Source organism: Variovorax sp. GW821-FHT10D07, from assembly GCF_059415325.1.
Genome location: NZ_JBWKMZ010000010.1, coordinates 349,619 through 372,657, shown reverse-complemented (window position 1 = coordinate 372,657; position 23,039 = coordinate 349,619). Strand labels below are relative to the sequence as shown.

General features: G+C 64.5%; 21 protein-coding genes. 10 read left to right on the top strand and 11 right to left on the bottom strand.

The window, feature by feature from the left end; all coding sequences use genetic code 11:
* Positions 1–104: 104 nt before the first annotated feature.
* From AC07PU_RS27695 to AC07PU_RS27655, 9 genes are all read right to left on the bottom strand, one after another.
* A complete protein-coding gene (locus tag AC07PU_RS27695) occupies positions 105–926 on the bottom strand; it encodes a M55 family metallopeptidase (RefSeq protein ID WP_495321658.1) in 822 nt (273 codons plus the stop codon).
* A gap of 25 nt (positions 927–951) precedes the next feature.
* The gene (locus AC07PU_RS27690; protein ID WP_495321657.1) at positions 952–2,001 is read right to left on the bottom strand and encodes a DmpA family aminopeptidase; all 1,050 of its coding nucleotides are present in this window, start codon (positions 1,999–2,001) and stop codon (positions 952–954) included.
* Positions 1,998–2,939 carry a glutathione ABC transporter permease GsiD gene (gene gsiD / locus AC07PU_RS27685; RefSeq protein ID WP_296787582.1) on the bottom strand — a complete coding sequence of 314 codons (942 nt, stop codon included), beginning with the start codon at positions 2,937–2,939 and terminating at the stop codon, positions 1,998–2,000. The genes AC07PU_RS27690 and gsiD overlap by 4 nt, the downstream gene beginning before the upstream one ends.
* Positions 2,940–2,949: 10 nt before the next feature.
* On the bottom strand, positions 2,950–3,870 hold the full coding sequence (gene gsiC, locus AC07PU_RS27680) for a glutathione ABC transporter permease GsiC (RefSeq protein ID WP_261205959.1): 921 nt from the start codon (positions 3,868–3,870) through the stop codon (positions 2,950–2,952).
* Between the two features lie 80 nt (positions 3,871–3,950).
* On the bottom strand, positions 3,951–5,504 hold the full coding sequence (gsiB, locus tag AC07PU_RS27675) for a glutathione ABC transporter substrate-binding protein GsiB (RefSeq protein WP_057591101.1): 1,554 nt from the start codon (positions 5,502–5,504) through the stop codon (positions 3,951–3,953).
* 91 nt (positions 5,505–5,595) lie between these two features.
* Positions 5,596–7,497 (bottom strand): dipeptide ABC transporter ATP-binding protein, encoded by a 1,902-nt coding sequence (locus AC07PU_RS27670; RefSeq protein WP_495321656.1) that lies wholly within the window; start codon positions 7,495–7,497, stop codon positions 5,596–5,598.
* A gap of 26 nt (positions 7,498–7,523) precedes the next feature.
* A complete protein-coding gene (locus AC07PU_RS27665; RefSeq protein WP_495321655.1) occupies positions 7,524–8,522 on the bottom strand; it encodes an isoaspartyl peptidase/L-asparaginase family protein in 999 nt (332 codons plus the stop codon).
* Positions 8,519–9,481, bottom strand: a complete 963-nt coding sequence (locus AC07PU_RS27660) for a MurR/RpiR family transcriptional regulator (RefSeq protein WP_398497893.1) — start codon at positions 9,479–9,481, stop codon at positions 8,519–8,521. Before AC07PU_RS27660 ends, AC07PU_RS27665 begins: the two co-directional genes overlap by 4 nt.
* 230 nt (positions 9,482–9,711) lie before the next feature.
* Positions 9,712–10,650 carry a LysR family transcriptional regulator gene (locus AC07PU_RS27655; protein ID WP_495321654.1) on the bottom strand — a complete coding sequence of 313 codons (939 nt, stop codon included), beginning with the start codon at positions 10,648–10,650 and terminating at the stop codon, positions 9,712–9,714.
* 116 nt (positions 10,651–10,766) lie between these two features.
* Here AC07PU_RS27655 and AC07PU_RS27650 point away from each other — a divergent pair, with 116 nt between their 5' ends.
* Positions 10,767–11,861, top strand: a complete 1,095-nt coding sequence (locus tag AC07PU_RS27650) for a tartrate dehydrogenase (RefSeq protein WP_495321653.1) — start codon at positions 10,767–10,769, stop codon at positions 11,859–11,861.
* A 74-nt stretch (positions 11,862–11,935) separates the two neighbouring features.
* Complete coding sequence (locus AC07PU_RS27645; protein ID WP_495321652.1) at positions 11,936–12,925, top strand: tripartite tricarboxylate transporter substrate binding protein; 990 nt, start codon at positions 11,936–11,938, stop codon at positions 12,923–12,925.
* 76 nt (positions 12,926–13,001) lie between these two features.
* Here the strand turns inward: AC07PU_RS27645 and AC07PU_RS27640 are convergent, their stop codons facing one another.
* Positions 13,002–13,454 (bottom strand): MarR family winged helix-turn-helix transcriptional regulator, encoded by a 453-nt coding sequence (locus AC07PU_RS27640; RefSeq protein WP_495321651.1) that lies wholly within the window; start codon positions 13,452–13,454, stop codon positions 13,002–13,004.
* 252 nt (positions 13,455–13,706) lie between these two features.
* Between AC07PU_RS27640 and AC07PU_RS27635 the strand changes: the two genes are divergently transcribed.
* Together AC07PU_RS27635 and AC07PU_RS27630 are read left to right on the top strand one after the other, a co-directional pair.
* Entirely contained in the window at positions 13,707–15,095 is a 1,389-nt protein-coding gene (locus AC07PU_RS27635; RefSeq protein ID WP_495321662.1) for an MATE family efflux transporter, read from the top strand.
* Between the two features lie 105 nt (positions 15,096–15,200).
* Entirely contained in the window at positions 15,201–16,121 is a 921-nt protein-coding gene (locus tag AC07PU_RS27630) for an ArgP/LysG family DNA-binding transcriptional regulator (RefSeq protein WP_495321650.1), read from the top strand.
* Positions 16,122–16,255: 134 nt separating this feature from the next.
* Here the strand turns inward: AC07PU_RS27630 and AC07PU_RS27625 are convergent, their stop codons facing one another.
* Positions 16,256–16,387, bottom strand: a complete 132-nt coding sequence (locus AC07PU_RS27625) for a hypothetical protein (RefSeq protein ID WP_495321649.1) — start codon at positions 16,385–16,387, stop codon at positions 16,256–16,258.
* A 615-nt stretch (positions 16,388–17,002) separates the two neighbouring features.
* On the opposite strand from AC07PU_RS27625, the gene AC07PU_RS27620 reads away from it, so the two are divergent.
* The 6 genes from AC07PU_RS27620 to AC07PU_RS27595 all read left to right on the top strand — a co-directional run bounded on the left by AC07PU_RS27620 (position 17,003) and on the right by AC07PU_RS27595 (position 23,009).
* Complete coding sequence (locus AC07PU_RS27620; protein WP_495321648.1) at positions 17,003–18,097, top strand: LLM class flavin-dependent oxidoreductase; 1,095 nt, start codon at positions 17,003–17,005, stop codon at positions 18,095–18,097.
* 84 nt (positions 18,098–18,181) lie between these two features.
* Positions 18,182–18,454, top strand: coding sequence for a 2Fe-2S iron-sulfur cluster-binding protein (locus AC07PU_RS27615; RefSeq protein ID WP_495321647.1), 273 nt, complete (start codon positions 18,182–18,184; stop codon positions 18,452–18,454).
* A 10-nt stretch (positions 18,455–18,464) separates the two neighbouring features.
* Positions 18,465–19,232 carry a hypothetical protein gene (locus tag AC07PU_RS27610; protein WP_495321646.1) on the top strand — a complete coding sequence of 256 codons (768 nt, stop codon included), beginning with the start codon at positions 18,465–18,467 and terminating at the stop codon, positions 19,230–19,232.
* A 62-nt stretch (positions 19,233–19,294) separates the two neighbouring features.
* Positions 19,295–20,539, top strand: coding sequence for an ATP-grasp domain-containing protein (locus tag AC07PU_RS27605; protein ID WP_495321645.1), 1,245 nt, complete (start codon positions 19,295–19,297; stop codon positions 20,537–20,539).
* Positions 20,536–21,705: an ATP-grasp domain-containing protein gene (locus tag AC07PU_RS27600; protein ID WP_495321644.1), complete on the top strand. Its 1,170-nt coding sequence runs from the start codon at positions 20,536–20,538 to the stop codon at positions 21,703–21,705. The genes AC07PU_RS27605 and AC07PU_RS27600 overlap by 4 nt, the downstream gene beginning before the upstream one ends.
* The gene (locus AC07PU_RS27595) at positions 21,702–23,009 is read left to right on the top strand and encodes a hypothetical protein (RefSeq protein ID WP_495321643.1); all 1,308 of its coding nucleotides are present in this window, start codon (positions 21,702–21,704) and stop codon (positions 23,007–23,009) included. The genes AC07PU_RS27600 and AC07PU_RS27595 overlap by 4 nt, the downstream gene beginning before the upstream one ends.
* Positions 23,010–23,039 lie beyond the last annotated feature (30 nt).

Here is a 23,039-nt window from a genome sequence, read left to right as displayed (position 1 = left end):
GTCGCCTTTCTTTGCTTACTTTCTTTGGCGAGACAAAGAAAGTAAGTCGCCCGCCGGGGCGAGACCCGGCCAACGGCCTAAGCAGAGAAAAGAAAGATCAAATCTCAGCGCAACATCGAAGACATCGCCGAGCAGCAGTTCAACATCCGAACAGCAGCCTCGACGTCAGGAGCCAAGAAACGCAGGGTTACTCCATCGACCCGCTCAAACGCCGGCCACTGGCAAAACAGATCCGCCAGCGCCGCAGTCTGCGCCCTCAAAGTCACAGTCTGCGGCCCTTCGAACACCAGCGGAAGAACCTTGGCCCGTGAAGACAGCGCAACTTGAACCCCAGCCCGAATCGCTTCACGAGCCCTCTCGGGCGACAAAGAAACCCCACTGGTATTCCCCGTAGCCTTCTTCGTCTCCACGAACACAGCCTGAGGAAACAAGCCACGGTTCTCCGCAATGAACACATCGTCCCCACTGCCCATCACCACCGGCACCCCATATTCCCCCGCCAGCGCCCCATAGAGCCCGGCCTCGCCCAGCTCCTGCCCGCCGAGCGAGACACCCGCAAACGCAAAGCTGTTGATCGTGTGCGCCAGGATCCCGCGCCCCTGTGCCCGCGAGTGGTAGCCGATCATGCAGACCGCTTCGACCCCGTCTTCCTCCACCCCCGCCACCATACTCAGATAGCGCGGCTTCCCCTGCACCACGCGAGCCCGAGGGTCGAGCACATCGGGCGGCATGTTGCGAAACCCCCCGTGCGAGTCGTTCACCAGCACCTCGTCGGCCCCCGCATCGAAGGCCCCCGCGATCGCCGCATTGGCTTCGTGTGCCATCAGCAGCCGCGCGCGTTCGTATTCGGGATTGCCTTGCCGCGTCTGCTCGGGGTGATAGACCCCCGCAACGCCTTCGATATCGGTGGAGATCAGCACTTTCATGAGGGCACCCGGCAAAAGAGAAAAATCAAAGAAAGAGAGAAGGGGACAGCAGCTCGCTCAACGCGGCACGGTGGTTGCCGTCGCGCCCGGTCACCGACTCGGCCCGCCACAGCGCATGCAGGATCGCCTGCTCGGTCCCGTCGGCCGCCGCCTGGAACAGCCCGTCGAGCTGCGTCTCGTGCAGCACCGCCACGGCCGGCATCGCGCGTTCGGCGCGATCGGGCACGGTGTAGGCAGTCGAGAAGGCCAGCACGATGTCGCCGCTGCCGTGCCCGAAGACCGAGCCGGTACGCGCCAGCCCGGCCCCCGCGCGCAGCGCGAGCCGGCGCAGCTGGCGCGCATCGAGCGGCGCGTCGGTCGCGACCACGACGATGATCGAGCCCTTCTCGGGCTCCTGCGCCACGGCCCGCTCGGCCACGAGCGCGGCGAGGCGCGCGCCCACCGCATGCCCCGCCAGCCGCAGCTCGGGCTGCCGCCCATAGTTCGCGAGCACCAGCGTGCCCACCGTGTGCGAAGCCGCACCCAACGGCACGACCCGCGAGGCACTGCCGATGCCGCCCTTGAGCTGAAAGCTCGACATGCCGCGTCCCGCGCCCACCGAACCCTGCGCGAAATCCGCGCCGGCATCGGCCAGCGCGCGCTGGTAGTCGGCCTCGCCCACGGCCAGCCGCTGGATGTCGTTGAGAAAGCCGTCGTTGCACTCGAACACCAGCGGATTCACGGTCGGCAGCGAGCGCCCGGTCTCGGGGTTGTGCGCGATGCAGTCGCGGATCTGCGCGCCGGCCACGGTGCCGACCGAGAAGGTGTTGGTCAGCGCGATGGGCGTCTCGAGCACGCCGAGCTCCTCGAGCTGCACGAGCCCGATGCTCTTGCCGAAGCCGTTGAGCACCACGGCGGCCGCCGGCACCTTGTCGCGGAACGGGTCGCCGGCATGCGGGCGGATCACGGTCACGCCGGTCTGCACCGGGCCCTCGGCGAGCGTGCGGTGGCCCACGGCCACGCCGGCGACGTCGCTGATCGCGTCGCGCGGGCCGGGTCGCAGGCCGCCGATGCGGGGCAGGGCGTTCGCGCTCATTGCCGGTCGATCTTCGGATCGAGCGCGTCGCGCAGGGCGTCGCCCAGCAGGTTGAAGGCCAGCACGGTGAAGAAGATCGCGAGGCTGGGGAACAGCGCCACGTGGGGCGAGGTCACCATGTCGGCGCGCGCCTCGCTGAGCATCGCGCCCCATTCGGGCGTGGGCGGCTGCGCGCCCATGCCGAGGAAGGACAGGCTGGCCGCGGTGATGATCGAGGTGCCCACGCGCATGGAGAAATACACCACGATCGAGGAGATCGTGCCCGGCAGGATGTGGCGCACGACGATGGTCCAGTCCGAGGCGCCGATGCTGCGCTCGGCCTCGATGTAGGTCTGCTGCTTGAGCACCAGCGTGTTGCCGCGCACCAGCCGCGCGAAGGCCGGCACGCTGAACACCGACACCGCCACCACCACGTTGGTCATGCTGCTGCCGAGGATCGCGACCACGCCCAGCGCCAGCAGGATGCCGGGGAAGGCGAACAGCACGTCCGAGATGCGCATCACGATGCGGTCCCACCAGCCTTCGTAGTAGCCCGCGAGCAGGCCGAAGGCGGTGCCGACGAAGCCGCCGACCAGCACCGACAGGAAGCCGGCCATCAGCGAGATGCGCGCACCCGCGAGGATGCGGCTGAAGATGTCGCGGCCCAGCGGGTCGACGCCGAACCAGTGCGTGGCCGAGGGCCCGCTGTTGAGCATGTCGTAGTCGAAGTAGTTCTCGGGATCGAAGGGCACGATCCACGGCGCGAACACGGCGACGAACACCAGCAGCAGCACGAACAGGGCGGCGACGATGCCCACGGGCTGCTTCTTGAAGCGGCGCCAGCATTCGCCCCAGGGGGTGCGGACCTTGCCCGCGGTCTGGACCGCGGTCACTGGTGTGGCAGCGGGCATGGCGGCGGGAAGGGTGGATTCGGCAGGCACGCCGGTGGCTTGGGTCATGGCGGCGGCCTCACTTGTAGCGGATGGTCGGGTTGATGAAGCCGTACAGCACATCGACCACGAGATTGATCAGGATGAACTCGAGCGAGAACAGCAGCACCAGCGTCTGGATCACCGGGTAGTCGCGCATCTGCACCGCGTCGACCAGCAGGCGGCCGAGGCCGGGCCAGTTGAACACCGCCTCGACCAGGATCGAGCCGCCGAGCAGGAAGCCGAACTGCAGGCCCATCATCGTGACCACGGGGATCAGCGCATTGCGCAGGCAGTGCTTGATGATCACGCTGCGCTCGCGCACGCCCTTGGCGCGCGCGGTGCGCACGAAGTCCTCCTGGATCACCTCGACGAACGAGGCGCGCGTGAAGCGCGCCATCACGGCCGCCACGGCCGCGCCCAGCGTGATCGAGGGCAGGATGTAGTGCTTCCAGGTGGCCGCGCCCACGGTGGGCAGCCAGCCGAGCTGCACCGAGAAGATCTGCATCAGCAGCATGCCGAGCGCGAAGGCCGGGAAGGAGATGCCCGACACCGCCAGCGTCATGCCGATGCGGTCGGGCCACTGGTTGCGGTACACGGCCGAGACGATGCCGATGCCCATGCCGAAGATCACGGCCCACACCATGCTGGTGACGGTCAGCATCACCGTCGGGAAGAAGCGCTCGGCGATCTCGGTCGACACCGGTCGCCGCGTGCGGATCGAGGTGCCGAAGTCGCCCTGCAGCATGTGGGTGAAGAAGTTCGCGAACTGCTGCGGCAGCGGCTTGTCGAGGCCGAGCTCCGCGCGGACCATGGCCACGGTCTGCTCGTCGGCCTCCTGGCCGGCGGCAAGGCGCGCCGGGTCGCCGGGCAGCATGTGGACGAACAGGAACACCAGCACCGCCACGATGAGCAGCGTGGGGATCAGGCCCAACAGTCGTTTGAGGAAGTAGTTCAGCATGGGGAGCAGGGGCCGCGAACGGCCGGCGGCGGGGTGCCGCCGGCCATCGCGCGGTCAGTCAGGAAACGGGAAACCCGCGATCAGTTCGCCACCGACATCGCGTCGATGTTGATGTTGGCGTCGGGCATCACGAACACGCCCGTCAGGCGCTTCGAGTGCGCCGACAGGTTCTGCTCCGTCACCAGCGGCAGGCGCGGCAGGTCCTTGCGGATCTGTTCCTGCGCGGTCTTGTAAAGCGCGGCCTTCTCGGCCTCGTCCACCGACACCAGCGCCTTGGCCAGCGCGTTGTCGACCACTTCGCTCTTGTAGAACGACATGTTGTTGAGCTTCGGCGCCCACGACTCGGAGGCGAACAGCGGGCGCAGGCCCCAGTCGGCCTCGCCGGTCGACGAGGACCAGCCGGTGTAGTACAGGCGAACCTTGGCGGTCTTGGGATCGGGCCAGGCATCGACCTGCTCGGTGCGCTGGCCCACTTCGAGCGCCTGCACCTGCAGCTTGATGCCGACCTGCGCGAGCTGCTGCTGCACGAACTGGATGGTCTTCTGGCTGGTCGTGTTGTTGTAGGCGCTCCACAGCACCGACTCGAAGCCGTTCGGGTAGCCGGCCTCGGCCAGCAGTTCCTTGGCCTTCTTCACGTCGTAGGGCACGGGCGCCATCTTCTCGGCGTACTTCACGCCCTGGGGCATCACACCCTGCGCGGGGATCGCATAGCCGCCGAAGGCCACCTTGGCCAGCGCTTCCTTGTTGATGGCGTAGCCGATGGCCTCGCGCACCTTCTGGTTGTCGTAGGGCTTCTGCAGCATGTTGAAGGCCAGGAAGCGCGTGATGATCGAGGGCGAGGCCACGACCTCGAGCTTGTCGCTCTTCTTCAGCAACTCGGCCTGCTCGTAGGGGATCGGGAACGCGAAGTCGGCCTCGCCGGTCTGCATCATCGCGGCGCGCGTGTTGTTCTCGAGCACCGGCTTCCACTGCACGGTGTCGACCTTCGGGAAGCCCTTCTTCCAGTAGCCGTCGAACTTCTTGGCCTTGACCGCTTCGGTCTGCTTCCATTCGACGAACTCGAAGGGGCCGGTGCCCACGGGGTGGAAGGCGATGTCCTTGTTGCCCCACTTCTTGAGCGCGGTCGGCGAGATCATCGCGGCCGAGGCATGGGCCAGCGAGTTGATGAAGGGGCCGAAGGGCTCCTTCAGCGTGATGCGCACGGTGGTCGGGTTCAGCGCCTCGACCTTGCCCACGCGGTTGAACTGGTTGTAGCGCAGCAGCTTGTTGTCCTGGTTCAGCACGCGCTCGAGCGTGAACTTCACGGCCTCGGCGTTGAAGTCGGTGCCGTCGTGGAACTTGACGCCGCTGCGCAGCTTGATGGTGTAGACCAGGCCGTCCTTCGAGACCTCGTAGCCCTCGGCCAGCACGTTCTGCACCTTCAGGTCCTTGTCGAACTGGAACAGGCCTTCATAGAAGGTCTTGGTCACGGCCGTGGTGATGGTGGTGTTGGTGTTGTACGGGTCCAGCGTCTCGGGCTGGTAGCCGATGGCGAGCACCACGTCTTTGGCGGCCAGGGCCGAGCCCGAGGCGGCGAGCGCGGCCAGGCCCAGCAGCGCAGAGGCCCATCGCAGGGAGGAAGAGGATGGCTTCATGGGAAGAACTCCAGTCGATTCGTGAAAGAGAGGGAGGAACAAAAAAGCAGGGGGCCCTGCGACGGAAAAACGAAGAAAAAACTCAAAGGCGTCAGAAAGCGCCGCCGATGGCATGCCGCGCCACGAAATGGCCCGGCGCCACCTGCACCAGCGGCGGCACCTCGGGCTCGTCGCCCACGGCGCGGATCGGACTCGGGATCTCGCCCTCGAGCAGCGCGCGCTGCTTGTGGCGGCGCGAGGGATCGGCCACCGGCACGGCCGCCATCAGCTTGCGCGTGTAGGCATGCTGCGGCGCCTCGAACACCGCGCGGCGCGGGCCGATCTCCACGATCTGCCCGAGGTACATCACGGCCACGCGGTGGCTGATGCGCTCCACCACCGCCATGTCGTGCGAGATGAACAGGAAGGCCACGCCGAGCTCGCGCTGCAGGTCCAGCATCAGGTTGACGATCTGGGCCTGGAGCGAGACGTCGAGCGCCGACACCGATTCGTCGGCCACCACCACCTTGGGGTTGAGCGCCAGCGCGCGCGCGATCGCGATGCGCTGGCGCTGGCCGCCCGAGAACTCGTGCGGGTAGCGCTGCGCCGCCTCGGGCGGCAGGCCCACCTTCTGCAGCAGCCAGTCGACGCGCTGCTGCGCCTCGGCGCCCTTGGCGATGCCGTGGATCAGCAGCGGCTCCATGATCGAGAAGCCCACCGTCACGCGCGGATCGAGCGAGGCGAAGGGGTCCTGGAAGATGAACTGGATGTTGCGGCGCAGTGCCTGCAGCTCGCGCGTGGGCAGCTCGCGGATGTTCTGGCCGCCGAACTCGATCGCGCCGCTCTGGCTCTCGACCAGGCGCAGCAGCGAGCGGCCGGTGGTCGACTTGCCGCAGCCCGATTCGCCGACCAGCGCCAGCGTCTCGCCGGGGTAGAGGTCGAAGCTGATCTTCTCGACCGCATGCACGCGCCGCTTCACGCGGCCGAAGACGCCGCTGCGCACGTCGAAGCGCGTGACCAGCTCGCGCACGCGCAGGATCGGGCCGGCCTCGGCGCGCACCGTGTCGTGCGGCTCGGTGTGGGTGCCGGGCTCGGCCTGCGCGCCGGTCTCGGTGCGCAGCAGCTCGAACTTGGCCGGCAGCTCGGTGCCCTGCATGGCGCCGAGCTTGGGCACGGCCGACAGCAGCGCACGGGTGTAGGGGTGTTGCGGCGCACCGAACACGGTGTCCGACGGGCCTGCCTCGACCTTGTCGCCGCGGTACATCACGAGCACGCGGTCGGCGATCTCGGCCACCACGCCCATGTCGTGCGTGATGAACAGCACGCCCATGCGCATCTCCTGTTGCAGCTCGCGGATGAGCTGGAGGATCTGGGCCTGGATCGTCACGTCGAGCGCGGTGGTCGGCTCGTCGGCGATCAGCAGCTGCGGCTTGCACGACAGCGCCATCGCGATCATCACGCGCTGGCGCATGCCGCCCGAGAGCTGGTGCGGGAAGCGGTCGAGCACGTTGCGCGCCTCGGGGATGCGCACCAGCTCGAGCATGCGCAGCGCCTCGGCGCGCGCGGCCGCGTTGCTCTTGCCCTGGTGGATGCGGATGGCCTCGGCGATCTGGTCGCCCGCGGTGAACACCGGGTTCAGCGAGGTCATCGGCTCCTGGAAGATCATCGCGATGTCGGCGCCGCGGATGCCGCGCATCGTGTGGTCGCGCGCCTGCGCGAGGTCGAGCACCTCGCCGTTGCGGCGGCGAAACGCCATGCGGCCCTCGAGGATGCGGCCGCCGCCGTGCTCCACCAGGCGCATCAGCGCGAGCGAGGTCACGGACTTGCCCGAGCCCGATTCGCCCACCACCGCGAGCGTCTCGCCATGGTCGACGTGGAAGGACAGCTTCTTGACCGCATCGACCGTGCGTTCCGAGGTGGTGAAGCGCACGCTGAGGTCGTCGACCGCGAGCACTCGGCCCTCAGGGAGATGGGGCAGGTTGGGCAGAGGGGGGAGGGAGGTCGCAGCGGACATGGCAGTCGGGAAAGGAAGCGGTGGCGTCAGGCGAAGATCGCCGTCTTCGGGGTCTCGCGGCCGCGCGCATGGGCGCGGTACATGCCCTCGGTGTTGAAGGGCAGCGCGAGGTTGCCGTGGCGGTCGACGGCGATCAGGCCGCCGGTGCCGCCGATGGCCGAGAGCGACTTCATCACCACCGTGTAGGCGGCGGCTTCGAGCGTGGCGCCGGCGTAGGCCATGCGCGCGCAGAGGTCATGCGCGGCGGCGATGCGGATGAACATCTCGCCGCTGCCGGTGCACGAGACCGCGGCGGTGGCGTCGTCGGCATAGGTGCCGGCGCCGATCAGCGGCGAATCGCCGACGCGGCCCACGCGCTTGTTGGTCATGCCGCCGGTGGAGGTGGCGGCGGCCAGGTGGCCGTGCATGTCGAGCGCGACCGCGCCGACGGTGCCGAACTTGCGGTCCTCGTCGAGCGGGGCATGCGCGAGCGAAGCCATGGCCGCGCCCTCGTGGTCGACCACCACGCGGCCGGTGTCGCGCACGCGGTGCAGCTGCTGGCGGCGCGCCTCGGTCGAGAAGTACGAGGGCTCGACCATCTCGAGCCCGCGTTCGCGCGCGAAGGCCTCGGCCCCGGCGCCCGCGAGCAATACGTGCGCGCCGTCCTCGAGCACCGCGCGCGCCAGGCGCACCGGGCGGCGCACATGGCACACGCCCGCGACCGCGCCGGCGGCGAGCGTGGCGCCGTCCATCACGGCGGCATCGAGCTCGTGGGTTTCTTCGTGCGTGAAGACCGCGCCGTGGCCGGCGTTGAACAGCGGGCAGTCCTCGAGCAGCTCGACCGCGAGGCAGGTGGCGTCGAGCGCCGAGGCGCCCTGCAGCAGCGCGGCCTGGGCGGTGGCCACGATGTGGCGCAGCGCCTCGTGGTAGGCCGCGGCCTGTTCGGGCGTGGTGGTGCCCGCGCTGATGGTGCCGGCGCCGCCATGGATGGCGATCACGGGCACGCGCGGGGTGGAAGCGTTGTCGTTCTGGGTGGGGCTGTTCATCGAGAGGTCTTTTTCTTCGGGGTGCTGTCCGCGGGCGGCGTGGCCTGCGGGTTCGCGCCGTTCGCGCCAGTCGTGCGCGGCCCGTTGCCCCCGTGCAGCCACGGCCGCACCGCCTGCAGGATGCGGCCCGCCGACTGCACCGCGCCCGGCGCGCGCAGCGCCACGGCGCTGGTCAGCGCCTCGATCAGCGCGAGCACGCTGGTCTCGCAGTTGGGGCGGTAGCTGGTCTCGGTCTGGCAATAGAGCGCCACGTCGGCCAGCGGCGCCAGCGGCGAGCTCGGCCGGTCGGTCAGCGCGAGCACCGCGCAGCCCTGGCCGCGCGCGATCTGGGCCAGCGCGATGGTGTCGGTGAGGTAGCGCGGGAAGGTCACGCCGATGAACACGTCCTGCGGCCCCGCATGCATCAGCGTGCGCGCGGCATGGGTCACGCCGCTCACGCCCGAGAGCAGGCGCACGTCGCTGCAGCTGCTGTCGAGCCCGTGCTGCAGCAGGCCCGCGAGCCAGGCGCTGGCGCCGAAGCCGCCGATGTAGATCGAGCGCGCCTTGCCGATGCGCTCCACCGCCGCCTCGCAGGCCGCGTAGTCGAGCGACTGGCGCGTGGCGTCGATGTTGCGGCGGCTCTCCTCGAGCGCCGCGGCGAACACCTCGGACACCGTGGTCGGCCGCTCGAGGTTGCCGCGCAGCCGCTCGACGGGCGCCACCAGCGGCTCGAAGCCGCGCACCAGCTCGGCCCGGAAGGCCGGGTAGCCGTCGAAGTCGAGCGCGCGCGCGAAGCGGTTGGCCGTGGCCACCGACACGCCGGCGGCCGTGGCCAGCTCGTCGATCGGCAGCGTGGCCACCTGCAGCGGATGCTCGAGCACGTAGTCGGCCACCTGCCGGTGCGATCGGGACAGCCGCGGCAGGGCCTGCGCGATGCGCTGGGCCACGGTGGTGCCTGGAGGGTCGACGTTGGTGCTCATGGGGTTCGGAAGGGCGCCGGAACGGTGCAAAGTTGAAAATTGATTTACAAATATAAGTCAGTCAAGAAAATTTTCTGTCATTTTTGGGCGAGTTTGCAAGTTGCGGGCCAGTGCCGTGGGGACATCGGGGCGGGGTGAGGGAGGGCGCCGCGCGGGTGCTTTTCCCTCTGGGCGAGGGCGCGCGCGGGCACGGCCGCGAGCGCGGCCTTGGGGATTTCCCTAGGGTCGCGTCAGAACGCGGTCTTGGAGGCCGCCGAAGCCTGCTGCTCGAGCGATTGCGCGAGGAAGTCGACGAAGGACCGCACCCGCGCCGCGAGCTGGTGGCGCTGCGGGTACACCGCGTAGATGTCGGCATCGGGCGTGTGGAACGGGCGCAGCACCTGCACCAGCCGCCCGCTGCGCAGGTAGCGCGCGATGTCCCATTCGGCGCGCATCAGGATGCCGTGGCCTTCGAGCGCCCAGTTGACCGCGATCTCGCCGTCGTTGGTGGTCAGCGTGCCGCGCGTCTTCACGGCCTGCGTGCTCGCGCTCGCGCCACGTCCGCTCGACAGCCGCCACAGGCCGTAGGCCTCCTCGCCCTGGCGGATGCCGATGCAGTTGTGGCGCGTGAGGTCGTTCGGCACCTTGGGCGTGCCGTGCTTCGCGAGGTAGGCCGGCGCCGCGCACAGCAGCCGCCGGTTGGCCGCGATGCGCCGCGCGATCACGCGTGACTCGGGCGGCGCGCCGAAGCGCACGCAGACGTCGAACGAATCCTCGGTCAGCGGCGGCGGGTTCACCGACAGCTGCAGCTGGACTTCGACCTCGGGATGCCGGCGCACGAACTTCGAGATCAGCGGCGCCACGTGGCTGCGCCCGAAGCCCAGCGTGGCGTTGACGCGCAGCAGGCCCTGCGGCACCGCCTTCGACACGCCGAGCTGCTCGCCCAGGCTCTCGATGTCGGCCAGGATGCGCCGCGCCTGCGCGAGGTAGAGCTCGCCCTCGGGTGTGAGCCCCATGCGCCGCGTGGTGCGGTTGACCAGGCTCACGCCGAGCCGCGCCTCCATCTGCGCGAGGTGCCTGCTCACCGCGGCCGTGGTGATGCCGAGCTCGCGCGCCGCCGCGCTGAGGCTGCCGGCGCGCGCGAGCGCCGAGAAGAAGCCGAGGTCGGCCGGTTGGATCTCGTGGGCCATCGCGATTTTCGCTGTTGACTTGAAGTTAACGATGGATTGACTTTAGGGGCGATCCGATCGCGCGTCGAGTTCCTACAGTCGGAACCATTCCAACACTCCAGCGACGCAGCTACACCATGAAGACCTACAGGATCGCAACCATTCCCGGCGACGGCATCGGCAAGGAGGTGGTGCCGGCCGGGCGCGAGGTGCTCGAGGCGCTGGCCGTCGGCAGCGAGCGCTTCGGCTTCGGCTTCGAGTTCGAGGACTTCGGCTGGGGCGGCGACTACTTCCGCGCCCACGGCGAGATGATGCCGGCCGACGGCCTCGACGCGCTGCGCGGCAAGGACGCGATCCTGTTCGGCTCGGCCGGCGATCCGCACATCCCCGACCACGTCACCCTGTGGGGCCTGCGCCTGAAGATCTGCCAGGGCTTCGACCAGTACGCCAACGTGCGGCCCACGCGCATCCTGCCCGGCATCGACGGTCCGCTCAAGCGCTGCGGCCCCGGCGACCTCGACTGGGTCATCGTGCGCGAGAACTCCGAGGGCGAGTACGCCGGCGTCGGCGGCCGCGTGCACCAGGGCCATGCGATCGAGGCCGCCACCGACGTCTCGATGATGACCCGCGCCGGCGTCGAGCGCATCATGCGCTTCGCCTTCTCGCTGGCCCGCTCGCGGCCGCGCCGCCAGCTCACCGTGATCACCAAGAGCAACGCCCAGCGCCATGCGATGGTGATGTGGGACGAGATCGCCGTGCAGGTGGCCAGGGAGTTCCCCGAGGTGCGCTGGGACAAGGAATTGGTCGACGCTGCCACCGCGCGCATGGTCAACCGGCCGGCCTCGCTCGACACCATCGTCGCCACCAACCTGCATGCCGACATCCTCAGCGACCTGGCCGCCGCGCTCGCGGGCAGCCTGGGCATCGCACCCACCGGCAACATCGATCCCGAGCGCCGCTTCCCCTCGATGTTCGAGCCCATCCACGGATCGGCCTTCGACATCATGGGCCAGGGCCTCGCCAACCCGGTCGGCACCTTCTGGTCGGTCGTGATGATGCTCGAGCACCTCGGCGAGCCGGAGGCCGCCGCGCGCCTGATGCGTGCCATCGAACAGGTCACGGCCGACACCTCGCTGCACACGCGCGACCTCGGCGGCAGCGCCACTACCGCCGACGTGACCCGCGCCGTCTGCGCGCTGCTGGCCCCGCTGCCCGAGCGCCAGGCCGCCTGAGTTTTCCGCCCCCGGGGCCGGAGAGGGCGTGCGCGCACGGCCGGCCATTGCCACGACAAAAAAGGAGACAACCCGTGACCCAGCCCATCGTCCGCCGCCGCGCGGCGCTGACCGCGCTCGCCGCCGCCTTCACCCTCGGCCTGGCCGCCACGACCGCGGCCGCGCAGGCCTGGCCGGCCAAGCCCATCAACCTCGTCGTTCCCTTTCCGCCCGGCGGCAGCTCCGACGTGTTGGCGCGCTCATTGAGCGACAAGCTCTCGCAGAGCCTGGGCCAGCCCGTGGTGGTCGAGAGCCGTCCCGGCGCCGGCGCCACGCTCGGCGCCGACTACGTCGCCAAGGCACGGCCCGACGGCTACACCCTGCTGATGGGCGCCGTGCACCACACCATCGCCACCAGCGTCTACCGCAAGCTGCCCTACGACTTCGAGAAGAGCTTCGCGCCCATCACCACCGTCGCGCTGGTGCCCAACGTGATGGTCGTCAACGCCAAATCGCCCGCGCGCGATGCGCAGGCGCTGATCGCCCAGGCCAAGGCCGCGCCGGCCAAGCTTTCGTATGGCTCGAACGGCAACGGCACCGTGCAGCACCTGATCGGCACCCAGCTCTCGGCCCTGTCGGGCATCGAGTTGCTGCACGTGCCCTACAAGGGCAGCGCGCCGCTCACCACCGACCTGCTCGGCGGCCAGGTCGACATGTCCTTCGACACCCTGACGCCCGTGCTGCAGCACATCCGCGCCGGCAAGCTGCGCGCGCTGGCCGTGACCACCGCCAGGCGCTCGAGCAGCCTGCCCGATGTGCCGACCCTGGCCGAGTCGGGGCTGAAGGATTTCGACCAGGGCACCTGGTTCGGCATCCTCGCGCCGGCGGGCACGCCGAAGGAGATCGTGGAGCGGCTCAACGCCGAGATGGTGAAGATCATCCAGTCGCCGGAGTTCAGGAAGCGCATGGAGGAGATCGGGGCGGAGCCGGTGGGGGATACGCCGGCGCAGATGGCGGCGCAGATTCGCAGTGACACCGCGAAGTATGCGAGGTTGGTGAAGGAGGCGAGGGTGGCGATTGATTGAGGGTGTGGTGGAGGCGTTGCCGCGTGGGGCGAGCGCCAGGTGGCCGCTTCCTGATTTGAAGTCGGAGAGCTTCAGCTCACATGGACTCATTCGCATACTTCTCGCTGAACTCGGTGCTGCAAATTTCAAACAGCAAAGCCCTCATGTCTCTTGCTTTTTCGGCTCCGAATGCAGCTTCAAAGCGACGATGTGCGATTGCCCACAATGCTTTGGTCTCATTGAGCTTGCGTCGGCCAGCGTTGGTCAGGCTCACGCGTGTGATCCGTTTGTCGGATGGGTCCTTGAGTAAAGACACATAGCCATCGCGCTCAAGCGGTTTGAGGTTGTGAGAAAGAGCGGAGCGATCGAGCACCATGTCGCGCGCCAGATCCGTCATCGTGGGCGTTACGGCGCGATGAATATGCACGAGCACCGAGTGTTGAGACAGTCGTAGTCCGCTTGGTGCCAGTGCCTCGTCGTAGAGCAGCGAGAGCCGGCGCGTTGCCTTGCGCAATGCCGCCCCATTACAAACAGAAGCGGCCTCTTGCATGGTCGCGGATGGGGAAGTCTTTGCCGTCATCAAACGCCTTGACGAGCAGTTAAGCAGCCGAAAGTGTACCGCTCCATCGATGCCTTGACAAATGCGTGCATATGCACGTAGTGTTGCGTTCATAGCAAGATAATTGCATGGGGGGAAGCCTTGAAATCGCACGGCCAGGGCATCGAAATTGGGAATCATGACCCTGTCGACGAGTCGCGCGTTGCCGCGTCACGGCGGCCCGCCGATGCGCGGCTTCAAAGAATGCTCCAGGGCCCGATCGTGCCAACAGTGCTCGGCATGGCATGGCCCAATGTGTTGATGATGTTTGCGCAATCGAGCACGGGCTTCATCGAGGCGTATTTCATTGCCAGCCTGGGCACTGAATCGCTGGCCGGCATGGCATTGGTCGTCCCGGTGATCATGCTGATGCAGAACATGTCGCAGGGCGCCATGGGCGGCGGGATTTCATCCGCCATCGCAAGAGCCCTGGGCGAGGGGAAGATGGACGAAGCCCATGACTACGTGTTTCATGCGCTCGTGTTGAACGTGGCGATCGGTCTGTTCTTCACCGCTCTCGTTCTGATCACTGCACCGTGGCTGTATGCGACCCTGGGAGGAAAGGGTGAAGCGCTGGATGTCGCACTGAGTTATTCGAACGTCATCTTCGGTGGGATCGTGCTCATGTGGATCATGAACGCATTCGCAAGCGCAATCCGAGGCACCGGAAACATGCTGGTCCCAGGCCTTGTCATCTGCGCGGGGGCTGTTCTCTTGGTGCCCTTGTCGGCGGCATTGATTTTTGGCCAAGGGCCATTTCCGCGGCTGGGCATCGTGGGCGCAGGGATGGCCTTTCTTGGCTACTACGGGGCAGGATCGCTCATCCTGGGGTGGTACTGCTGGAGTGGACGCAACCTGGCCCGACTGCGCCCGAGCAAGCTTCGCTACAGCATGTTCTACAAGATCTTCTCTGTAGGCGGCCTTGCAACCATCAACTCCCTGCAGACGAATCTGCTGATCGCGCTATCCCTCGCAGTGGTAGGTACCTTTGCCGGCACAGTCGCTGTGGCTGGCTATGGCATTGCTTCTCGACTTGAATACCTGATCGCTCCCCTGGCCTTCGGCATCGGAGCTCCGCTGGTTGCCCTGGTGGGTTCGAACCTGGGTGCGCAGCAGTCCAAACGGGCTTTGCGAATCGCTTTGACAGGCGGGGCCTTTGCCTTCGTGTTGGCCGAGGCAATCGGCTTGTCCGTCGCGTTCTGGCCACATGCTTGGCTGGGCCTGTTCACCCAGGAACCAGAGGTGTTGAAAGTCGGTGTGGCCTACTTGCAGGCCGTCGGCCCCTTCTATGGCTTTTTCGCGATGGGCTGGTCACTCTATTTCGCATCGCAGGGGGCCAGACGTTTGAAGTGGCCTTTGCTGGCCGGACTCATCCGTCTTGTCCTCAGCGTCGGTGGTGGGTGGCTGGTTCTGCAGCTCACGGATTCGCTCGTATTGTTCTTCGCGGTCGCGGCAGCTGCCATGACACTTTATGGCTTGATCATCGTGACAGCCATTGTTTCAGGGGCCTGGTTTCGCACGTCCTCCGCGCCCGCCAAGGAGACGCTCATCGCACGCACGCGATCGAGCGATCCGGGGGCATCGAAGCAATGATCTTCGCGCCGTAAAAGCACATGACACGACTCATGATGACTCGTTGTTTGACGCTTCAAACACCCAAGCACTCATCAAACGTGCGCTTTCGAAGCCGCCTTGACTATGCTTGATCGCGACCAGCTGGAGACTTTTGCCACGGTCTTGAAGCTCCAGAGTTTTGAGCGTGCCGCAAGTCATCTTCATCTGAGCAAGGGGGCCATCTCTCAGCGGGTGAGTGCGCTGGAGGAGTCCTTGTCGCGCACCCTCATTGTTCGTGAAAGACCGATCAGGGCCACCAGCCATGGTGAGAGACTGCTGCGCTATGTTCAAGCGTTGCGGATCATGGAGGCGGAGGCGATCGCCGCGATGGCTTCCGGCACGCAACCAGGTAAGGCGATCCAGATCGTGCTTGGCAGCCATGCAGATTCCATGTCGACCTGGTTCTCGGGCATCTTGTTCGACATGGCCAAGAGGATGGCCGTATCGCTCCAACTGGTCATCGAGGAACCGGCTGCGATGTTGTCGATGCTTCAGCGCGGTGAACTCTTCGGGTGTGTGTCCAGTTCGCCCACGGTTCCTCGCGGCTTTTCCTCGGATGCGCTGGGTGTGCTTCGCTATCGATGCGTCGCTGAGCCACGCTTCGTTGATCGTGCCTTTGCGTCTGGCTTTGTCCTGCCAAGTGTGCTGCAGGCCCATGCACTCATGATCGGGAATCATCACAGCTACCATGCAATGTTCCTCGAACAGTTCTTCGGCTTTGCGGTAACAAGCTACCCGCAGCACTCGCTTCCCACCCCGGAAGCTCGCCTGGATGCGATCCGATGTGGCATCGGCTATGGCTTTCTTCCAGAGATGCAGGTGCGCGAGCAGTTGCAAAGCGGCCAACTGGTCGACCTCTTGCCAGAATCGAACTTCGATGTCGATCTTTACTGGCATCAGATGGTTGTGGACTCCTCATCGAGCCAGCAGATTCGGCTGCACGTCAATGAGCGCGCGAAGGAGCACCTGCACCGTCGCATTCCTGGGCTCGTACTCAGTGCTTGAAGGTTGGTGACCCCGGGAAGGATGGGGCAAGTCTTCTGCGGTTGAGCGACCCGTCCTTGCTTGTGTACTGGCCCTGAATCGTGCGGGTCATCTCGTCCGGCTTGGTCTCACGCCAAGAAAAACCAACAAGGAAGTCAGCACTTGGCCGGCATCGCCGGCTGATGCTCAAGCCTGGCCATCGGTGTCGCCGACATCTTCACCGTCTGCGCGGTGTTATTCAGTGATACGCCTTCGATCAGGAGCTCTGCCGTCTGGTCATTGCTCACTGGACACGCCGAACCGCTTGCGCTGTCGGCGGGGCAACTGCATCTTGAGTTCGTCCAACAGCAGCCTCCGTAGAGCGACAGTTCACTCGCACGATGAAGTCCAACCCAGCGTCGTAGTTGGTTGGCGTTGACTTGGTTGCGCATCGCAATGCGCCCCGGAAAGCATCGGACGCTGGACAGGGGTAATGCGATCGATGTTCCGGTCGGCAAAGCTGAAAAGCTCGAGGCGAGTGTGCATGCGAAGGTCAAGGATCCGCTCAGGGTGATCAAGTGTCAGTTCGGATGTGTCAAGGCGCGCCGCAGGGGGCTATTTCCAATGACGTGACACGTAAATGAATTCACCGATGAAGGTGGACATGCGCATTGCCGATGGAAGTCACGCTTCTAAGCAAGTAAGAAACTTTTATTTATATTTTGATTGCGTGAGATCCCAGTCATGGCGGCGTTCTCATGAGAGCGTTCCAGCGTCGCTGCTTTGTTGAAATTTCACGAATGACGCAATTTGTTTAGTTTATTTATTTGACGATCACGAATCCTAAATTTCACATGTGATCTTGTTGCGCGGCCTATGCTTGCGGGAAACAAAATGCCAAGACAGGAGACACGGTTTTCAACTTGGACATCACTGAGGAAGTCATGGGAGCACTGAAAATCAGTTGGGGAGCGCCTCGTGGGAATGGCAATACACGCGCCTCGGAAAAAGATCTGGCTGACACCCTGGATCTGAATGGCATGATCGAATTTGCCCAGGAAGCGGAGTCGCTGGGCGTCCACGGCTTGTTGATGGCGATCGGCTTTCATCTGCCAGACCCCATTGCGTTGATTGGGGCGCTGACACGAGAAACCAAGCGCATCGAATATATTCTTGCCTACCGGCCGGGCTTGTTGCATCCCACGCTGTTCGTTCAGGTGGTCAACACCCTGTCCTGGATGTCGAGTAACCGAGTCACGCTCAACCTGGTCGCCGGCATTTCGCCGGCCGAACAGGCTTATTACGGTGACTTTCTGGCCCACGATGGTCGCTACCAGCGCAGCGACGAGTTCCTTGAACTGCTTCACCGATTCTGGAGCGAGAAGCAGCCCCTCACGCATCACGGTGCCTATTTCAGGCTTGAAGAGGCTCGTCTGGGTCTGCCCTACAAAGGGCACGGGCGTCCGTTCATCTACTTGAGCGGAGCTTCTGCACAAGCCCAGCAGACGGCCATCCGTTGGTCCGATTGCTGGCTTCGGTATGGGGATACGCCCGAAGGCTTGCGGACTTCCAGCGCGCCCTTGCGTGATGCCAATCGCAGCATCGGCCTGCGCATGCATGTCCTGTCCAGGAGCACGCGTGAAGAAGCGCTGAACGACCTGGCGCAGATGATGGCCAACCCGGACGAGAACCATCGAAAGAATGTGCGCGAGTTTGTCTCGAAGTCGGACTCGGAGGCGGTCAAGAACTCTTTCCGATTGGCGGAAGACAGCAAGGACGATTGGGTCTCGCCCAACCTGTGGGCTGGTGCGGTGGCCTACCGCGGGGGGCCTGCCTTGTGCGTGGTCGGCAGCCATGAGGAAGTTGCACGTTACTTGGTGTCGTACAAGGACGTCGGCGTTTCCGAGTTCATCTTGTCGGGTTGGCCGACGCGGGCGGAAATGCGCAATTTCTATGCGCATGTGATGCCATTGATTCGAAGACTCGAGGCGGTACGCGAAAGCTCAGCCACTGCTTGAAAAGTCTATTCAACCCCAGCTGAATGGCCGCAATTGGGTTGAATTTCATTTATTTTCTGATTCCTTCCTTGTCGAGAGCGTGCGATGCCCAAGCTCAAATTTCTTCGCGGATCGACAGAATTCAGTTTCGAGGGAAAAGTTGATCTGGTCGATCTGGATGAGCACATCATGTTCGGCTGCAAGTCAGGAAATTGCGGAACTTGCGCAGTGCAGATCGTTGAAGGTGCCCATAACCTTTCCCTAAAGACCGATCGCGAGCATCGATTGTTCGAGCTCATCGAGATGAAAGAGCCCTCAATGCGCCTGGCCTGTCAATGCAGTGCCTACGGCGACGTTGTTTTTCTTGAAGTCAACTAGGAGCGCAGCCATGAGTGAAACCACCACTTTTTCCAATCGCGTCACCGATCGGTCGATCATTCGCAAAAAGCCTTTTCTCGACAAAGAGGCCAGCGCGAACGCAAAGCGCGACATCGATCGCTTTCTGGATCAGAAGATCGATGAATGGAACCGGACGGTTCCCTATGCGCAGCACTTCGAAGGCAAGGAGGTCCATCTTCCTTACTACCGTCAGACACTGATCGAGCATGCCTGGCGGATCCGGCTCATGCGCAGTGCGCAATCCAATGCCTTGCACAAGGTCACGCGCGTCCACGCCGAAGCCGCCAAGCTCTATGCGGCCTACCAGGACGAAGAGATGCTGCACGACGTCCTGTTCATCCAGGATGCCGAGCGCATCGGCGTCTCGCCCGAGGAGGTCTATGCGACCGAGCCAAGCTTTGCGACGCGCCTGCTCGCCGGCTTTCTCTACTTCGTCGCAGAGCATGAAAAGCCGCTGGGTGTGATTTGCTACAGCTATCTGGTCGAGTACACGACCCAGAAGATCACCCCGCGCCATGTCAGCGCCCTGGGGCAGTCCGTGGGCAAGGACAAGATTGCCGGCCAGGTGGCACACCTGAACACGGACCTGGTTGAAGACCATACGCAGGACATGTGGAACATCCTGAGCCTGCTCATCGACAACGCACAGGACCTGGCAGCGGTCGAACGTTACCTCTCCGAGATCCAGGACATCCTGAAGTTGTTCTTCGAGGACCTGTATCGGCGCTTCGGCCCCGAGCAGAGGCAGGCCGCTTGAGCGCGTCCTTGGCGCTGGATCGCCGCATTGGCCATAGATCAACCTTCGGGAGATGAGATTCCATGAAAAAGGGTTTTGTCGTTCTGTCTCATCAAGGCCTCACGATGGTGGGCGCCATTGCAGAACAACTTCGAAGTCGAGACTTGGCCGTCTTTGTTGTCTCCTCGCGTTCAGCGCGTGGACTGACAGCGGATTGGCTGGAAAAAGTCGACCAGGCCCACTTCGTCGACAGCCTGTCTCTTACCCATCAGCACGTTGTTGATTTTCTGCAAACCATCGACTCCGAAGTACAGGTCACGGGATGCATCTCTGTCTGGGATGGCTATCGCGAGTTGATGGCACAAGCCAACGAACGCTTGGGCGCAAGCGACGTGCCCGCAGAGGTGGTTCGGCTCCTGCGCGACAAGCTGGCATTCCGACGCGCACTGCATGCACGGGGCTTGTCGCGCAAGCAGGCACAGCAGCTGGATGCGCAGTCCTTTGCGTCGCTTCAATCGCCAAGCACGCTGTTCATCAAGCCGCGCACCGGCCTCGCTTCCTTTGGAGCCTTCCGTGCCGACAAGGTCACTTGCTATCGGGAGCTGGAAGAAATCTGGGCACTCGCCAGAACCGACCTAGCCTATGACGGTGTCTTTGCGCCACAAGCTGAGTTCATTGCGGAAGACTTCATCGCAGGCCAGGAGTTCAGCTTTGAAGTGTCGGTGCGGCGAGGCTTGGCGAGCGTTCATGCCGTGCACGAAAAGGTAGATCTCACGGCCTTCCATCGCACCATTCTTGAGAACGCATGTCTGTGTCCTCCGCGCAGTCTTGAGGATCGGTGGCTGACGCAGGGCATTGACCTGGTCAAGCGTGTCCTGCAGGGGGTGGATGTCACCGAGGGCGTTTATCACGTCGAGGCGCGCCACGACAGACAGCAGGGCTGGGAGATCATCGAAGCCAACCCACGCATCGGCGGTGCCTACATCGTTGACAGCACGCGCTTGCACAGCGGAGTCGACCTGATTGGGCGCTGGATCGACCTTATCGCGGGCCGGGATCCAGCGGCTGGAAGCTCTGAGTCGCGTAGCACCTTCTTTCGCGTGTTCTTCGGCGAGCCCGGAATGACGGTTGAGCGCCTGGTGCGCACTGACATCGGGCACCCTGTCGTCATCGACAAGTTGTTCGTCAAAGAGGGCGAACGCTTGCCTTTCGCGGATCGCGAAATCTTCATCGGGCAGGCACTCTGGGACATCACCACGCTCGACGCCGATCTCGACACCTTCATCGACTCGACGAAGAACTACTTCAGCGTGGAGTACAAGACATGAAGATTGTCATCCTGCATCGGATCCCGTATTCGAAAGCGCGCTATGGCAGCGTGATCGATCACACCGTGCACGACGTCACTTACGTTTGCCGCCAAGGTGGTGGCACGGATCTGCCACTCGAGTTCAACAAGCACGTGCTGGATGCGGACAGCTTCGATGCACAGAAGCTCGGCGCCGAATTGGGAGATCTGTTGAGCTCATGTGATCGGCTCATCGCCAGGTCCGAATACGACCTCATCCCGGCGGCGACACTGCGTGATCGCTTCGGCATTGCCGGTGACGGTCTGGACGGCATCCGACCCATGCGTGACAAGCTGGTGATGCGTCGGCGTTGTGCACAGGCTGGCGTGATCCAGCCGCAGTTCTGGGCCGCCGAGGAGTTTCTGACGGCGGCCGCGCCTTCGCCGCGTTACTTGCTCAAACCTCGGCTCGAAGCATCGAGCTATGGCATCCAGACGGGTGGGCCCAAGGACATCGAAGCGCTGGTTCGTCAACTGATAACCCCGCAGGATTACCTGGTCGAGGCTTTTGTCGACGGTTCGATCCTGCATGTGGATGGCTTTGCCGTGCAGGGTGACTTGCAAGCGGCCGTGACCAGTGCCTATGTGGGCAACTGCCTGGCGTATGCATCCGGTTCACCCTTGGGCTCGGTCCAGACTCCTTTGGACAAGGAGGCCCTGGACCTGAGCAGAAACGTGCTTCGTGCGCTGGGGCACTTCAATGGGAGTTTTCATCTTGAGATCATCGTGGATGGCCAGGGGCGGTATCACTTCCTGGAGGTGGCCAGTCGCGTCGGTGGCGCAGGCGTTGCCGAGACCTTTGAGCTCAAGACAGGCCTGAATCTGTACCAGGCTGATCTGTTGCAACAACTCTTTGACAGGCACGTGGAGCTCCAGCCGCCTCACAGCACCGACTCCTATGGTTGGTTTGTCTATCCAGGCCTGGACCCGAGAACAACCCGATACCCGATCTTCAATGCGCAGAAATGGCTGCCCGGTCTGATTTCCTGGACTGCCAACGAGCAGCCCAAGGCTGTGCATGGGGCCATCAGCTATGCGCCCGATGCCTCGCCTTTGTCTGGCGTCCTGCGTGGTGATTCCGCGGAGGTCAAAGGCCTGATCGAGCGAATTTTTCGTGAAACACCCACATCGGAGCGACTGTCATGACACGATGCCTGCTTGTTGTTGGCTACAACAATGTCCGAATCTACGACGTTGCCAAGTTGCGTGCGATTGCTGCCCGTGAACATGGCTTGAAACTGGTGCTGGTCACCGAGGTGGCGCAATCGCGAGACAGCGGCGCCGCCGATGTGGTGCTTGCGTGCCCTTTGTCGGCAGAGGCGCTGGAGCGTTCACTTCACCACGTGCAGGTCGAACTCATTCGCCTGGGGCTTGAGCCGGTGGGCGTCCTCCCGTTCTCCGATCGCGGCGCCCTGCTGGGCGCCGCACTGGCCCAGCACTACAGGCTCCCTGGAGCCCGCGTGGAAGACGCGAAGGCCGGGCTGGACAAGCGAGTGCTGCGCCAGCGCGAACGCGAGGCCGCGCATCAGCCTGCGGGTTACCAGGTGCTCTTCAGCAAGCAGGTCCAGACACTGGAAGATCTGCACACCACGGTGGCCTTGCTTGGCGGGCGCGCTTTCATCAAGCCGGCCGGGGAGGGCAACAGCCGCGGCTGCAGCACCATCGAGCGCCTGGCCGATTGCGCCGTGATCTGGGATGCGCTTGCGATCTATCACGAGGATGGCGTGATCGTCGAGGAACTGGTCACGCAGGCGCGTGAGTACAGCTGGGACTATGTAGCCGGCCTTCAGTGGATCACCGAAAAGCGGACGACCGAGGGCGAATTCCGGGCGGAGTACCAGCAGATCGTTCACGCACCACTGAGCGCTGACGCGCATGCGCGCATCACTGCCGCAGGCGGGCACATCCGCTCGCTGGTTTCCGAGCTCAATGGTGCGTACCACAACGAGGTGTTCCTGCGCGAGAACGGGAGTACCTCGGCGGTCGAAACCAATATGCGGCCGGGCGGCATGCACATCTGGGACCTTGCACAGCGCGCTTTTTTCGACTTCGATCCCTGGCACGAATGGATCCGCTGGGCCATCACGGGAGACATGTCGCCGTCGCATCTGCAGCCCCGGGCCTTTAGCGGCATACGCATGATTCGCGCGCCGCGCAACGGGGTGCTGAAGTCCTACCCGAATCTCGAAGCTTTGGCCCTGCATCTGGGCCTGAGCCCGGACGAAACACGGATCAGCAAGAAGATCGGAGAACGCGTGACCGCCACACCGCGCAACAACGCCGACTTCATCGGGGAGGTCATGCTGCAATGGAGCGACTACGACGGTCTGGTCGAGCGTCTGGCGCATCTGACACGGGAGATCGAAAGTCGAATCGAGGTGGAACCTGAGTTCATCGGCCAGCAGCCTCAGCCGCAACCTCAAAGCGAGGCGCCGGCCATTGCCCACTGATGTGGACGAACAAAGCTTGTCCACGGCCCG

Bases quoted from the DNA above. Each gene is read 5' to 3' on its own strand.
- AC07PU_RS27695 (WP_495321658.1), bottom strand. From the start codon at position 926: ATGAAAGTGCTGATCTCCACCGATATCGAAGGCGTTGCGGGGGTCTAT.
- AC07PU_RS27690 (WP_495321657.1), bottom strand. From the start codon at position 2,001: ATGAGCGCGAACGCCCTGCCCCGCATCGGCGGCCTGCGACCCGGCCCG.
- gsiD (WP_296787582.1), bottom strand. From the start codon at position 2,939: ATGACCCAAGCCACCGGCGTGCCTGCCGAATCCACCCTTCCCGCCGCC.
- gsiC (WP_261205959.1), bottom strand. From the start codon at position 3,870: ATGCTGAACTACTTCCTCAAACGACTGTTGGGCCTGATCCCCACGCTG.
- gsiB (WP_057591101.1), bottom strand. From the start codon at position 5,504: ATGAAGCCATCCTCTTCCTCCCTGCGATGGGCCTCTGCGCTGCTGGGC.
- AC07PU_RS27670 (WP_495321656.1), bottom strand. From the start codon at position 7,497: ATGTCCGCTGCGACCTCCCTCCCCCCTCTGCCCAACCTGCCCCATCTC.
- AC07PU_RS27665 (WP_495321655.1), bottom strand. From the start codon at position 8,522: ATGAACAGCCCCACCCAGAACGACAACGCTTCCACCCCGCGCGTGCCC.
- AC07PU_RS27660 (WP_398497893.1), bottom strand. From the start codon at position 9,481: ATGAGCACCAACGTCGACCCTCCAGGCACCACCGTGGCCCAGCGCATC.
- AC07PU_RS27655 (WP_495321654.1), bottom strand. From the start codon at position 10,650: ATGGCCCACGAGATCCAACCGGCCGACCTCGGCTTCTTCTCGGCGCTC.
- AC07PU_RS27650 (WP_495321653.1), top strand. From the start codon at position 10,767: ATGAAGACCTACAGGATCGCAACCATTCCCGGCGACGGCATCGGCAAG.
- AC07PU_RS27640 (WP_495321651.1), bottom strand. From the start codon at position 13,454: ATGCAAGAGGCCGCTTCTGTTTGTAATGGGGCGGCATTGCGCAAGGCA.
- AC07PU_RS27635 (WP_495321662.1), top strand. From the start codon at position 13,707: ATGCTCCAGGGCCCGATCGTGCCAACAGTGCTCGGCATGGCATGGCCC.
- AC07PU_RS27630 (WP_495321650.1), top strand. From the start codon at position 15,201: ATGCTTGATCGCGACCAGCTGGAGACTTTTGCCACGGTCTTGAAGCTC.
- AC07PU_RS27615 (WP_495321647.1), top strand. From the start codon at position 18,182: ATGCCCAAGCTCAAATTTCTTCGCGGATCGACAGAATTCAGTTTCGAG.
- AC07PU_RS27610 (WP_495321646.1), top strand. From the start codon at position 18,465: ATGAGTGAAACCACCACTTTTTCCAATCGCGTCACCGATCGGTCGATC.
- AC07PU_RS27605 (WP_495321645.1), top strand. From the start codon at position 19,295: ATGAAAAAGGGTTTTGTCGTTCTGTCTCATCAAGGCCTCACGATGGTG.
- AC07PU_RS27600 (WP_495321644.1), top strand. From the start codon at position 20,536: ATGAAGATTGTCATCCTGCATCGGATCCCGTATTCGAAAGCGCGCTAT.
- AC07PU_RS27595 (WP_495321643.1), top strand. From the start codon at position 21,702: ATGACACGATGCCTGCTTGTTGTTGGCTACAACAATGTCCGAATCTAC.